Genomic DNA, 14,244 nt, shown 5'->3' on the forward strand with positions numbered 1-14,244 from the left:
TCTAATACGATTATAGTACTTTTCAAAGGAAATGTCACAGATATCATAAAAATTCATATTTCAGTCACATATCTTATTAAATAATAGGGATCTGCATGTCATCCGGATACTTATACAAGAAGATGAAAAAGATTGCTGTCTTTGTTTATCTCCTTGTAAGAGAATCCCTTTTTATTCATTCTCACAATGAGGTCGCTATAGTCCTCTTTATGCTTCAGCTCAATTCCTACAAGGGCCGGACCATTTTCTTTATTATTTTTTTTCGTATATTCAAAACGTGTAATATCATCCGTCGGGCCAAGCACTTCATCAAGGAATTCTCTTAATGCCCCTGCCCTTTGGGGGAAATTCACTATGAAGTGGTAAAGCAGGCCTTCATAAAGGAGGGAACGCTCTTTAATTTCCTGCATGCGGCCAATATCATTATTGCCCCCGCTGATCACACATACAACATTCTTACCCTTAATTTGATCTCTGCACATATCCAATGCAGCAATCGGCAAAGCCCCGGCAGGCTCTGCCACAATCGCATGCTCGTTATATAATTCAAGGATTGTCGTGCACACTTTCCCTTCCGGAACCATGAAAATATCATCAACCAGCTCATTACAGATGTCATAGGTTTTTTCACCGACACACTTTACCGCAGCACCATCTACAAACTTATCAATCTCCCCGAGGGGTGCTACTGTTTGAGCCTTGATTGCTTCGCTCATAGAGGGTGCTCCTTCAGGTTCAACCCCAATCATCTGCGTTTCCGGCGAGATGCTTTTTATGTATGTGCTGAGTCCTGCCATCAATCCGCCTCCGCCAATGCTGGCAATAACAAAATCGACTTGCTCTTCACAATCGTTAAGCATTTCAACCGCTACTGTTCCCTGTCCCGCTATCACCATTTCATCATCAAACGGATGGATAAATGCCATGTCCCCCTCAGTGGCACATTTAAGAGCTTCATGATAGGAATCATCAAAAGTGTCTCCAACGAGTATGATCTCCACTGAATCTCTCCCAAACAGCTCTACCTGGCTCACCTTCTGTCTCGGCGTGGTCGCCGGCATGAAGATCTTCCCCTGAACCCCAAGGTGTCTGCATGCATAGGCAACTCCCTGCGCATGATTCCCTGCACTTGCACAGACAACGCCGTTTTCAAGCTCCTCTGCAGTTAAAGATTTAACTTTATAGTAGGCACCTCTTAATTTAAATGAGCGTACATGCTGAAGATCTTCTCTTTTCAAATAGACATTGCACTCATACTTTTCTGATAGGCGTTCATTTTTCTGTAAAGGTGTATGGGCAACAATATCCTTTAGCTGCTGGTATGCAATCAAAATATCTTCCAACTGCACCCATTTTTTTGTCATTAGTTTCTGTTCCATTTTGCCACCCTCTTCTTTACAAGTTATTAATTTGTACATTATACCATGACAAATCACGATTTCAATCCGGTATTTTTAAAATTTACATTTTTCGAATTATTTTATGGATAGAAACAGATAAGACTGACATATAATAAGCAAAAGTTAATTTATATCTCAAAGGGGTGCAGGAATGGAGTTTTCTTTATGCAGTCTGGATAGCGCTTTGCCTGTGGAGGTAACAGTGGATGAAGATAACGGCAGGTATATGATTCGGAAAAGCGACACGAGTGGAGAGTACTTCAACAGTGCAGATGAATTAATAGAGTGGGTGAAAGAGAACTTTACCGCAGAAGAGTTTTGCGATCCCAGGGAATACCACGGAATGATTCAGAAGCTCACAGATTATTTAGTGAATCCCAATTTATAATTTATCGCTTAAAAGGCCCCTGACAGACTGGGGCCTTCTTTTTATGAAGCGATTTTTCTATCCGAGAGACTGCTGCAGATTATCCCTCTTACTTCCTGTGCAAGAAACTTTGCATCCATATCTTTAACAATCCTGGAATTCACAGGCTTGCACACCCTGATCTCTATTTTAGCCGGCTTTATGAGTCTCCCATTCTTTTCAAAGGCATCTGCTGTCCCTTTTATGGATATTGGCACAATCGGAACACCTGCATCCTGTGCAAGCTTGAATCCGCCTACTTTAAAAGGCGCTACCTGCCCTCCCCTGCTTCTCGTCCCTTCCGGGAAAATCAGGAGAGAGTGTCCCTGTTTTAAAAGCTCTGCAGCATTCTTTAAAGAATTGATAGCACTTCTGCGATTGCTGCGATCAATAAAGACACAATTCATGACTTCCATCCATGATGAGATAATGGGTGCTTTCTTCATTTCTACTTTCGATATAAAACCAAAAGGTTTATTAATGAATGCAAGAAGGACTGGAATATCAAAATCCCCTTCATGGTTGCAGACAATGACGACAGGCCCTTCCGGAATTAATTCCTGCCCCGTAATTTTTACTTGAGAGCCTGATATTTTCATAATCGTCCTGGACCACTTTTGGGGCACTTTATGGATGATGCGGTCGCGCTCTTCAACAGGAAGTGCCGAATTCAAGTTTCTCATCCGGGATAGTGCAGGAAGGCTATAAACTAAATATCCGCCCATATAAAGAAAAAAGATTATTAGTCGAAGCATACATACCTCCAAGGGTTGGGATGTTTTACATTATATATTAATCAGGATCCTTTCACTATATGTTACAGTTTAATAATTTTAAAAAGCAGCCCGCCGGCGCGAGCTGCTGTTAAGGTTATTTTCTTTTATAAATGAGGAATTCAAAATCATACGGATTTTTTTCATCCCTGGTGCCCTTCTCCCTTGAAAGAAGGTCCCATTCTGACATGTCCAATTCCGGAAAATATGTGTCCCCTTCAAATTGGTCATAAATCATAGTCAGATATAGCCGATCAGCTGCAGGAAGAATGGCTTTGAAAATCTCGGCACCGCCAATGACAAAGATTTCATCTTCCCTCTCACCGCTGTACTTCAGCAGCTCCTCAACTGTATGTACTACTGTACATCCTTCACAGGAAAAGGATTTATTACGGGTTATCACAATATTTTCTCTTCCCGGCAGAGGTCTCCCGATTGAATCCCAGGTTTTGCGTCCCATGGCAATCGGATGCCCCATCGTCGTTCTTTTAAAAAACTTTAAATCCTCAGGCAAATGCCAGGGAAGTTTATTATCCCTGCCGATCACACGATTCTCATCCATTGCCCACATTAAAGAAATCATACACTGACAACTCCTTTAATATGAGGATGCGGATCATAGTCTTCAAGCTGGAAATCGTCAAACTTAAAGCTGAAAATATCTTTCACATCTGGATTAATCTTCATTTTTGGAAGCTTTCGGGGATCACGGCCCAGCTGGAGGTTTACCTGTTCAAGATGATTCTGGTAGATATGCACATCACCGAAAGTATGAACAAATTCACCAGGCTCCAGATCGCAAACCTGCGCAACCATCATAGTCAGTAAAGCATAGGAAGCGATATTAAACGGCACGCCGAGAAAGACATCTGCAGATCTCTGATAAAGCTGGCAGGATAGCTTTCCATCTGCAGCGTAAAACTGGAATAGGCAGTGGCAAGGCGGCAAAGCCATCTTTTCAATTTCTCCAACATTCCATGCATTTACAATCAGGCGGCGGGAATCAGGATTTGTTTTGATTTGCTCAATCAGGCTGGTGATCTGATCAACTGTATTTCCATCAGCACCTGTCCAGGATCTCCACTGATGTCCATAAACGGGCCCTAGATTCCCTTCCTCATCAGCCCACTCATTCCATATCCGCACACCATTGTCCTGAAGGTATCTCACATTTGTATCTCCATTTAAAAACCATAATAGCTCATGGATAATGGATTTTAGATGCAATTTCTTAGTAGTAACAAGCGGGAAGCCCTCCTGCAGGTTAAAGCGCATCTGATATCCAAACGTGCTTATTGTACCTGTGCCTGTACGGTCTTCTTTTTTTGTGCCATTTTCCAGAACATGCCTGCAAAGATCCAAATATTGTTTCATATCAACCCAACCTTTTTAAAATACTCATTGCTATTGTACACAATTTCCGATTGTTTAACATTAGTTAAAAATTATAAAAAAAAGGGTATATCAGTTTAACTTTTTTATAAAATCATAGGTTTTCGGAGCATTCTCTCTTAATAATTCCCTCGATTCCCCTTCTGCAAAATACATCGCAAAAGCCTCAGCGAAATATTCTTCCGGGAAGGAAAGAAGATAATTTTGGCCAGGGAACAATTTAGCTTTTTCCGCTTTCCACACAGAGAGAAACTTCTGATTAAATCGAATGCCATCGTACACATGACGATCAACAGAATGGGCAAGTTCATGAAGTTCCAGATTAATGGATCCATGACCTTTCCCCTTCTCACTGAAGCCTATTTTTACAAGGACTGTTTTTGCTCCGCCAATCCCCGGGACATCATCCCAAGTGGTATCCCCTGTATAGCCTCGTGGTATTATCCCTGCGAGATGCTGCGCTGTAGGGTTATCAGTAAGTTTCCCCGTGAATAATTTCACCCTGATATCTTCATCCTCTATTTTGGAGAGCAGGGAAGCCGGCAGATGATCCACCCGGGAAATCATCTCTGCAGCCTCCCTCTCATCAAAAGGTTCGAGAGGCACAATAAAGATTTCACCAAGCTGGCGTGGAGATTTCAGACTGAGAAACTCTTTAAGCTGGGAGGAATGCGGGTAATCCTTTAGTTTTATGCCGCCCATGGCAGCCTGAGAATTCCCAAGCAGTGCAAGGGAAACAATCATAATTGTAAATGTAAGTGCCATTTTGCGCATGTTAAAAGCCCCTTCTGCTAGTCTAAGATGTATAATTTGCGGGCAACAGAGCTCTTTGAAGTATATAAGCTGCGGAACTGCCTGAATGGAGAAAAAATCTTTAACCGATCTGATAATCTATTAAAATTATAACATATGAAAGGATGATTAAAAGGAAACAAATGATGGGAAACTTTTATGAAAATTCAAAAAGGGCCCGAGTAATTTCGGACCCCTTCGAAGTTGATTTTTATTAAGAATAAGAGCGCACTACATCTGAAAGGCCTGGAGAAGCCGTCCCAGTACCCACTGCTGCAAACTTCCAATCGCTTCCATGGCGATAAATCTCTCCAACTATTAAGCTGGTACTTCCGCTGTAGTTGTCAGTCAGGTTGTAATGAATCAGTTCCTGATTGTTGCCGGAGTTTACTACTCTGATGAAGGCATTTTGGATCATTCCGAAATGCTGCTTTCTCTTTACACTGTCATAAATGTTTACAACGAATACCATTTTGTGAATGTGTGCAGGCACTCTGCTTAAATCAATCAGCACCTGCTCGTCGTCTCCATCTCCTGCTCCTGTCAGATTGTCCCCCGTATGCTGGACACTTCCGTCGCTGCTTTTTAAATTGCCGAAGTAAATGACATCTTTATTGCTTTTAAGCTTTCCATTTTCACCAAGCATGATTACAGAAGCGTCACAGTCGATATTTGCTCCGCCGCCGCCTCCGAATAAAGATCCCAGGAGACCGCCGCCTCCGCTTTTTTGAACTGGATCCCAGCCTAATCCTACCATAATTTTAGATAATCCCGGATTTCCTTTAGTTAAGTCAACACGCTGGCCTTTTTGAAGATTTATTGCCATATCAATTCCACCTCGTCAATAATTTATATTTTATTTAAAAATGTGCAGCTGACTAACCCTGCTGCTTCATTTTTTTAAAATTGTCCTGGAGCTGTTCCAGTCTCCTGGTTCCTTCTTCCCGCAGACGTTTGTTTTCTTCTTCTATTGATTTTGTCTCCTGCATACCTTTCATGATGATATTCCAGGATTCCTCAATCGTTTCAATCTTAATGCTTGGACCGCCTGCCAATCTTGCAATATCAGCACTTTGGTTTGAAATATTCTGCGCATTGCGCACCAGCATTTCATTTGTCCGTCTGTCCAGCTCGCTCATAGAATCAGCAACAAGCTTTTGTCTTTTCGCTGCGACTGCCTGAATCAGACCGTTTTTAAAGATTGGAATAGTGGTTACAAAGGCAGAATTAATCTTACCTATAAGCTTGGTATTTCCTCTCTGAAGCAGCCGGATTTGCGGTGCTGTCTGAAGGGCAACCATTTTAGCCATTTCAAGATCATAAACTCTTTGCTCGAGTAAATCGACGGCATTTCTTAACGTATCAAGCTGCATCGAAGCCATCTGATCCCCCTGAGCCGCCCGCGCTTCCAGCTGTGGAAGCTGATTGGCCTTTAAATCATCGGCTTTCATTTGTCCTGCAACAGCATATTTTTCGAGCGTCAGATAGTACTGATAATTCTGCTCATACATTTGTTCAAGCATGGTTGTAGAATCGACCATTTCACTTTGGTATTTGGAAATTTCAACATACACTTTATCAATTTCCGCACCCATTGTCTGGTATTTTCCGAAAAGCTTCTCAATCATTTTTTCTCCGCGCTTGAAAAGCTTGCCAAATATGCCTTTAGGTCCCTGCTCGAAATCCTTCTTGTCAAATTTGTCCATGATTCTGCCGAGCTGCTTTAAAAGTTCACCTGAATCTTCAACCTTCGTTGTTCTCATGTTGCTCAATATCTGGTCAGAGAAGCGGGAAATCTGAACAGCAGGCTCTTTGCCGAATTCAAGTATTTGAATTTGATCCTTCTCATCAATGGACCTGGCCAGATTTTGCACCTCAGGCTCCTGTCTTAGAGCAAGCTTAATTTCTGAAACGTTATTTTCGGTTAATTTATCATCCTGCAGCTGGGCTGTTAAATTTTGTTCTGCTGATTTGGTCGGATTCATTTTCAATCACCCTTTAAATTTTTTAATAATCCTTGAAAGAGAACCTTTTTAAGAAAGGATGGCTCCTTAAATTCCTGTTCAAAAACAACATCCTCAAGCCAGTGAACATCATATAAATCTTCCTCAATGAAGTTTTCAATGTCGTTATGGCCCGGCGGATTATACAGTACAATATCTATCCCAAACTGATTAAGCAGCAAAAGGAGTGCTGCATCCGATCTTACCATCGTCCCGTTCAGTTCGTTATTATAGAGGATAATCTTAGGAACTTCCTGCGAGTAATCAAATTGCTGCATTAATTTTAGAATGCTCGGCGGAATTTGCAGGCTTTGGCTGAACAGATAAATCTTCAATTCTTCTTCCGATTCACCAGGCAGCGGCTTTAATCGCGGACGTTCACACATATTTCTAATGGCCTTTGCAATCCCATTTTGAAGACCGCCAGGAAGCTGCTGATACCTCCAATAGTGCCCTGAAATGATTTTTTCAGGGTCTAGTTTTCCTTCCCTGTTCAGTGCATTGCGATAATGGAACCGAAAATCATTGTTGACGCTGTTTGTAAAAGGAAATCTCCTTATCAGCAGACTTTCTTCATATTGGCTGATCGTTTGTATTCGATCCCAGTATTCCTTGCGGTTCCTGCTTACTCCCTGGATCTTTGAAAAAATGGACGGTATCATGACCCTTCCATCCTTCACCTCAAAGTTTGGACGGATCATGGCTTTCTCTTTAATTAAAATAAAAAGTTCATCATAAGTAGTTTTCAGGGTCACAGAAGAAGGAGTATACTCCCTAAGCTGCCAGGGTTTATAAAGGCCTGAACCCTCATGGTTAAGGATGGTTTCTATTTCCCTGGATGCCCTATAAGCGACTGTAGCACTCCTTCTTCTCTTTTCCTGCGGGAAAGGTTCAGGCTTTTTCTTTTCTGGATAATGATGTACAAAAGAATCCTGAACTTCCTGACCCATCTCTGCAAAAAGGTCTTCTCCTGAAGGAGAAAAATAAAGAATATCGCACCCGATTTGTATTAGGTAGTACAAAAAGTAATAATGACTCTTTTTCCCATTCCCGTACCAAAGGACTTTTGGCATGCCCAATTTCGGATCAATATCTTTAAGTTCTGTGCCAAAATGATTAGCGGACCACTTAATCACATCAACAAGCACTCTTCTTATATCCTGGTTTTTTAAGCCGCCCGTTTCCTTTTCAGAAAAAAGGTTCAGCATACTAATCATCGCTTCTCTTATTTTCCTGTGCAGAGAAGGTGAGGAAGATTTGAGCAGCAGCTGTTCTCCATCTAGAAAAGCAGCAAATCGGTTTATGGATAAATTCTGTTCCCGGTTAATATTAAGGACTTTTTGTATCGCCTGAAACTGCTGGTTATTAATGGTTTTATCCAGATGTTCTTCACTGAGGAGGAGAAGCCCTGAATTCTGTGTGTGAATTAGATCAAAAAGACGATTATAATATTCATCTTCATCAAGGGGAACTCCAAGAAATCTGGCAACAATTTGGCCAACATGCAGCGTTTGCTGTTCCTCTCTGTAACTTTCACGTTCATGATTAGGCTTTGTTAACTGAGAGCTCCAGTTCTCATATGTAACCTTTAAGATGTGAGTTTTAATTTGACTGTACGACAAGTTCAATTTTTATCCCTTCCCTCTATGAGCGAAAGATGCATTCTTATCATTTCATTCAAAAATTGCGTTTCAGTTCCCGGATAATGGCACGGGACAATAAATATGTAAACTTATTACCATCATATCATAGGAATACAGCCTTTTTCTAAAATGGTTTACTTTCTTTACGAATTAACAGGCAGAAAGTTTCATTTCAGTATTATTTTTCATTGCTGAATGAACTCAGATGGACTTTTTCACCTTTATTCCTGTCCCCGCATAAAGTGGAGTACCCTGGAAGAGGAAGGTGAATCAGCATGAGGCTGCTTTTTCGAAGAGTGAGATATCGGGGGATTGATCATGATCTGGATATAATCAGGAATACTTTATGTTCAAGTTCCTTTGTTTTTATAGACATCTTTTTCTTGTCAATGATCCTTGCCATCTTCTCTTTTGCCAGTTACCAGTCTATTTCCATCAGCAGTTTAATCTTTACAGGAAGCTATACTTTTTGCTTTTGCTTATTTATCGTTTTAAAAAAATGGCTGAGGGACCAGCCGGACTAAACTTTTTCTTTAATACTATTTGATATATTTTTTAGAATTTCTTCCCCTGCCGCTGTCCCTACATTAGCAGTAATCAAGTATGGAGATGTGATGGACTTTTCGGCTACGAGTTCTCCGTGGCTGGGGACAAATGCATAGTCGCAGTACTTTAAAAAGTCATGATCAAGCATGGAATCGCCTGCCCCAAAAACTATATTTATATCTTCCCGTTCCTGAATGAATTTCACTGCCTCGCCCTTACAGATGGGATTTGGCATAAAATACAGCTTCCTTCCCTGATGGGATATCCTCCACCCAAAGGATTCTGCCAGATCAGCAATTGCTTTTTTGGCTTCAGCTGTTAATTTTTCTTCAAGAATATAATAAAAGAAAAGATTTTCAGCCATTTTTATTTTCCCGTTCAGTTCCAGGCTTTTTAATCTGTCCATCATTTCCTCAAGCAAAGCACACTCCGTCTTCAGACGCTTTCGGACTATGACAGACCACTCCTCAAGAGGTTTTCCATAATAATGGATATTGGCACCATTGGATGTGACAGCGTAAGGAATGTTAAGGGCATCTTTAAAAATGAAAATACGTTTATATTGCTCATAAGTTCTCGTTGTAACAGGCACAAAGAGCATTTGAGCAGCTATCTCTTCCAGTAATCTTCGAGCTTCTTGTGTCATAAAGGCAATTTCCCTGCCATCTTTACGCTCAACACCTATTAAATCTTCTCCTGACTGCCCAAAATCAGCGAGTGCTTTATTTGAGTAGATCAGTGTCCTGTCCAAATCTGATGCAAACATCCTCATGAATTTTCTCCAGTCTTTTTAATTAATCCGCAGCAGGTATAACTCATATCAGGATAATGAATAACCTCAACATTCCGCTCCCGGGCCAGCATGACAATATGGCCAACATATGGACTTTCCGGATCTTTCATCAAAATTTTCCATGGAAGCCTTCTTAGAAGAACTCTGGTTGTTTCGCCTACTCCCGGCTTTACAAAGTTAATAGATTCAATATTAAATTCTTCTTGTATTCTCTGAATCTCTTCCATGCCCTTAAAACTTGCTTCCCCCGGGTTTTCCATAATCCTTTTCGCAAGTTCGAAAGCTTCCTGCTTAATAGCCGGGAACTCCTCTGCTACAGCTGAGAGATAATGGTTTGAAACATCTGCTTCTTCCAGCTCGCTATAATATTTGGCGCCATGGAAATCTTCCGGCCCAATTAAGGATTTATTGAATACTGTTCTGCTGACTAATCCTGAAACAGTTGAGTTGAGACAGGCACTTGGAATCAGAAAATCTTCCCTCGTTCCATATAGGGTTGTGCAATAACCAGGATCAGCAAGAACGGCCAAGGTATCATCGAGAATAACACCATAAGTTTCCTGGAATTGTCTGCAGGCCTTGGTTAATTCAATGGAAATAGCCCCTTTTCCTGTCCATCCGTCCACAAATTGAATTTCACATCCGGGATGTGAGTTCAGAATATGCTTTATGGCATTTTCGTCAATCCCCCGGTCCCTGATAATGGATATGCTGTAATGCGGCAAACTCACACCATAAACTTCAGAAAGATACCTCTTTATCAGAATTCCAACAGGTGTTCCGGCTCTCGCGAGAGAAACTAAAACAGTATTTTTTCCTTTTTTCTTCCAGATCTGCTCAGAAACCGCTCCTGTTGACAATGCTGTTTTCCGTTTATAAACATCAAGTGTCTCCCAAAACAGAGAAAGGTATTTTTCAGGCGGCTGATATTCAATAGGAAGTGTTTCACTATAATGCTGACCGGACTGAATGTTTTTTTCTCTTTGCTCAATGGATCCTTCAAGTGAATATCCGCTTAAATCCTTCAATAAAAAGACAACATCATCTTTACTATATGAACCAAATTTATCTGCTGTTTTATTCATTTTTTCCACCTCCGTTAAAGTAGACTACTTTTACATTTTTAATATATTTTTTTAATTGATTGATAAAAGGCATAAGGGAATCTTTTTCCGGTTCTCTTTCAAAAAACAGGAACACTTCTTCATAACAGCCGTCTGGAATGTTATAAACAAATTGTGCCATTTCAGGGTCTTCAGGATTTTGAAAGGAAATGCCGTATTGCGCTCCATAGTCTTTATCATTTCTTACAAAGATGGGACTGCGTGTTGTTGAGTGGAACTTTACGCCTTCCCCCATTAAGGAGGCAACCTTCATAGGGATATACATGAACTCCCCGGTTCCAAGACATAATGTATTTCTTCCATCCCGTTTTCGGGATAAGGATTGGCCGATCTCAGCTAATGACACACTTAATCCGGCCTGGCGTTTTGCATCCAGCCCGAATCGGCCCGAATCTTTTAAATAGGGAATATTTCTGATCTCACCGTTTAAAGTAACTGATGGTTCATTCGTCCGGCTTAATAATTCAGGGAATTCTTTACTTATATCAATATAGGAAATATGAGCAGTTTGTCCTGACAGCTCGTCTGCTGACTGACCATTATTCACTTTAGGAGTCCCATATACATCGATCTCCCCTTTTAGAAGAGACACATTGTTAATAATAATGCCCAGCTCTTTTTCCAAATCATCAAACAGTATCTGATCTTTTTGGGAACGCCAATCCAGGATGGAGACGACTGTATACATCTTTCTTGGAAAGCGTTCATGAATGGAGCGGATGATATTAATAGCTGTTTTACCAGTAGTCATTTCATCATCGACAAGTATAATCTCCCTCTTATTATCCAAAAGATCTGCATCTGCATAGCATCTGTGTGAAGTAGCATGAGAATGTTCTTCTTCAAATGTTATGACTGAATTCTGATCTGCCAGCTGCTCTCTAGTTGTATGAAAGTAATCGGCACGTTTAAATGATTGAAAGAAAGCATGTCCGAGTGCAGTTGCTGTTTCAGCAAATCCAATGATAACCGGGTTATAATCTTTATCAATAAATGGACTGCTGTTCATGAAATCTGTACCGTTTATAAAAGCGGATAAAAGCTCTGCGGCCTTTCCGGTCTCCACCTTTTTCGCCTTCTCCATATAAAGGCTGGCGAGCAATTCTCCTGTCAGGAGTCCAATCTTCGGGTCTATCGGTATATGTTTCCCGAGCACTTTGCTGACAAATAAGAAAGATCTTTTCTTGTTTATCCTTGCTGCCATGACAAATAAATCTTCAGGGAGCAGCTCATATGGGTTCTCGGTTATATGAATATCAACGGTTAATGAGTTGAGTATCTGAATTGAATGTTTCGTTTTTGAGTAGGTCAATGTATGTGATCTCATCCTGCAGCACCCCGTATACTTCTGATTTTAATAATATTTTTTTTGCCCAATACAAATGAGGTTTTATTTCATTCATTTTGTTTTGATAATCACTTTTCATAACTCCTATTTTTCCGCCGGCCTGACCGGCGATGCTCTGTGCATCCAGATACTCTTCAAGTGTTACCGTATTCAATGCCTGTACAGGCCTAATATGGGTTGGATGTATAATGGTTTTCCCAGTTAAGCCATTTGAAATATCCATTGCAATTTCTCTAATTAAACCATCCATATGCCGATCAATTAAGTCCGTTCTCATTTTCAGTCCATCCTGTCCGAGACGTTCCATGAATGGTGTTTGCCTTATTTGAGGCTTTAGAAGACGCTCTTTTGAGGAAAAGTATTCCCAGACCGGACCTGAAATGACATACGGCTGGTCCGCACGCAGGAAAATATTAATAATATCTGATATGCAATCTCTAATTACAGCAATATCGTAAACTGTCGTATCAGAATTTCTTCGTATTCCATAGAGTCCGCTAAAATCCGTAGCTCCAATTCTCACATTTAAAATCAGCTCAAAATATTGGTCCAGCACTTTCTTTATGCCGATCAGCTCTTCAAGCCTTGTTTCTTTTTGAATAATTTCTTTCGTCTCCAAAATCGGCATGGCATATAAACAATAACCCTGAGAATTAAGCTCTTTAATTTCTGTTAAAATTCTACTTCCTTCAGCGGGTGAAAACTTAGGCAGGACAAAGCCGGTCAGAAGATGCATGCCATTCGGAATTCTGCTCTTGAGTCTAACAAGCTGCTCATAGCTCCTGATTCGCACGAAGATCAAAGGGAGATCTTCTTCTTCACAAAGACCCTTCACAAGGTCTGAGCTTAAATTTTCCAATTCCGAACAAAGCAGACCCTCTGCCATTTCCACTTCTTCATCACCAATTGCATCTTCAAGGCATATGACCATGGATGAAAGGCCAGCATGTTTTTTTGACAGCAGATCCTGGTGAATATTTGGCCTTGTCGCCGGCATATATAAAGTTGCCCCAAGAGCATATGATAATAGCTCCCTGTCAGATCTCTTGTTAAAATAGCCAGGCTTTTTATAAAACATATTATTTATTTTTTCACCCGGCAGATCGGAAAATAGTCTCATTTTTGCAGCTCCATTCCTTCACTAAAATACTACTTTCTTCCTTTTTCATCCAAAAAAGATAAAAATAAAAGGGAGCGGACAAGTGTCTGTTCCCTTTCTAAATCTATGAAATTACATATTTAGTTCGATCCCTGATCTGCAGCTTCTTTTTTTGCATTCCTCGCATGCACAATAAAAGTAATAGCAAACACGATAACCAATACGATAAAGAAGTAAATATGGTCGATGTGAATACCAGCCGCACTCGCAAGCATTTTAGCAGCAATAAGAAGGATCAGGATATATGAGCTGGTTTCCAGCTCCGGTACCCTGTCAATCAGCTTCAAAAATACGCCAGCTACGCCACGCATCATGATAATACCAAGCATACCGCCTATCAAAAGCACCCAAATTTCCTGGCTGACTCCAAGCGCAGCCAATATACTATCGATTGAAAATGCAATATCCATCAATTCAACTGCAATGACAGTTCCCCAGAAAGTACCGAAAAGACGGATTAATAATCCTCTTTGATTGATGCCTTCTATTGCATGTTCATCGCCTTCCTCTTCTGCTTGCCTCTTATCAATAAAGTACTTAATGGCAAGCCAGGCCAGGTAGGCAGCACCTAAGACCTTGATATACCAGAATTCAATTAAAAATACACCGATGCCGATTGCAATAAATCTGAAGAAGTAAGCACCTAAAAGACCGTAAAAAAGAGCTTTCTTCCGCTGTTTTTCCGGCAGATGTTTTACCATTACTGCAAGAACAAGTGCATTATCAGCAGATAATAGGCCTTCCAGAATTACAAGTGTACCTATCAGTGCCCAGCTTTCCGGCTTTGATAAAGCTTCAACCCACATTTCCCAGTTAAAGAACTGGGAATATGTATGCAAAATAGATTCTAATATTTCCATTCTAA

14 protein-coding genes are annotated in these 14,244 nt (G+C 40.7%); 1 reads left to right on the top strand and 13 read right to left on the bottom strand.

Going from position 1 to position 14,244, the window contains the following annotated elements:
- Positions 1-110: 110 nt before the first annotated feature.
- Positions 111-1,379, bottom strand: a complete 1,269-nt coding sequence (gene ilvA, locus ACTHRG_RS16885; protein WP_076260943.1) for a threonine ammonia-lyase IlvA — start codon at positions 1,377-1,379, stop codon at positions 111-113.
- A 172-nt stretch (positions 1,380-1,551) separates the two neighbouring features.
- Between ilvA and ACTHRG_RS16890 the strand changes: the two genes are divergently transcribed.
- Positions 1,552-1,788, top strand: a complete 237-nt coding sequence (locus ACTHRG_RS16890) for a hypothetical protein (protein WP_048009397.1) — start codon at positions 1,552-1,554, stop codon at positions 1,786-1,788.
- 41 nt (positions 1,789-1,829) lie between these two features.
- Here the strand turns inward: ACTHRG_RS16890 and ACTHRG_RS16895 are convergent, their stop codons facing one another.
- From ACTHRG_RS16895 to ACTHRG_RS16950, 12 genes are all read right to left on the bottom strand, one after another.
- Positions 1,830-2,561, bottom strand: coding sequence for a lysophospholipid acyltransferase family protein (locus ACTHRG_RS16895; protein ID WP_076260940.1), 732 nt, complete (start codon positions 2,559-2,561; stop codon positions 1,830-1,832).
- Between the two features lie 115 nt (positions 2,562-2,676).
- Complete coding sequence (locus ACTHRG_RS16900; protein WP_076260937.1) at positions 2,677-3,162, bottom strand: dihydrofolate reductase; 486 nt, start codon at positions 3,160-3,162, stop codon at positions 2,677-2,679.
- The gene (locus ACTHRG_RS16905) at positions 3,159-3,953 is read right to left on the bottom strand and encodes a thymidylate synthase (protein WP_076260934.1); all 795 of its coding nucleotides are present in this window, start codon (positions 3,951-3,953) and stop codon (positions 3,159-3,161) included. Before ACTHRG_RS16905 ends, ACTHRG_RS16900 begins: the two co-directional genes overlap by 4 nt.
- Positions 3,954-4,043: 90 nt before the next feature.
- Complete coding sequence (locus ACTHRG_RS16910; RefSeq protein WP_076260932.1) at positions 4,044-4,745, bottom strand: anthrax toxin lethal factor-related metalloendopeptidase; 702 nt, start codon at positions 4,743-4,745, stop codon at positions 4,044-4,046.
- A 232-nt stretch (positions 4,746-4,977) separates the two neighbouring features.
- A complete protein-coding gene (locus ACTHRG_RS16915) occupies positions 4,978-5,589 on the bottom strand; it encodes a TerD family protein (RefSeq protein ID WP_035331391.1) in 612 nt (203 codons plus the stop codon).
- A gap of 52 nt (positions 5,590-5,641) precedes the next feature.
- Positions 5,642-6,748, bottom strand: coding sequence for a toxic anion resistance protein (locus tag ACTHRG_RS16920; RefSeq protein WP_076260929.1), 1,107 nt, complete (start codon positions 6,746-6,748; stop codon positions 5,642-5,644).
- 2 nt (positions 6,749-6,750) lie between these two features.
- On the bottom strand, positions 6,751-8,394 hold the full coding sequence (locus ACTHRG_RS16925) for a YceG family protein (RefSeq protein ID WP_440231662.1): 1,644 nt from the start codon (positions 8,392-8,394) through the stop codon (positions 6,751-6,753).
- 535 nt (positions 8,395-8,929) lie between these two features.
- Positions 8,930-9,727, bottom strand: a complete 798-nt coding sequence (locus ACTHRG_RS16930; protein ID WP_076260924.1) for an HAD family hydrolase — start codon at positions 9,725-9,727, stop codon at positions 8,930-8,932.
- Complete coding sequence (locus tag ACTHRG_RS16935) at positions 9,724-10,833, bottom strand: cysteine protease StiP family protein (RefSeq protein ID WP_076260921.1); 1,110 nt, start codon at positions 10,831-10,833, stop codon at positions 9,724-9,726. Before ACTHRG_RS16935 ends, ACTHRG_RS16930 begins: the two co-directional genes overlap by 4 nt.
- A complete protein-coding gene (locus ACTHRG_RS16940) occupies positions 10,826-12,199 on the bottom strand; it encodes a phosphoribosyltransferase family protein (protein ID WP_286149042.1) in 1,374 nt (457 codons plus the stop codon). The genes ACTHRG_RS16935 and ACTHRG_RS16940 overlap by 8 nt, the downstream gene beginning before the upstream one ends.
- Complete coding sequence (locus tag ACTHRG_RS16945; protein ID WP_076260915.1) at positions 12,129-13,340, bottom strand: HpcH/HpaI aldolase/citrate lyase family protein; 1,212 nt, start codon at positions 13,338-13,340, stop codon at positions 12,129-12,131. The genes ACTHRG_RS16940 and ACTHRG_RS16945 overlap by 71 nt, the downstream gene beginning before the upstream one ends.
- Positions 13,341-13,459: 119 nt before the next feature.
- Positions 13,460-14,239 (bottom strand): TerC family protein, encoded by a 780-nt coding sequence (locus ACTHRG_RS16950; protein ID WP_076260912.1) that lies wholly within the window; start codon positions 14,237-14,239, stop codon positions 13,460-13,462.
- Positions 14,240-14,244: the final 5 nt, after the last annotated feature.

It is taken from the genome of Cytobacillus sp. SAFR-174, assembly GCF_051964675.1.
In the GTDB taxonomy this organism is placed as follows: domain Bacteria; phylum Bacillota; class Bacilli; order Bacillales; family Cytobacillaceae; genus Cytobacillus.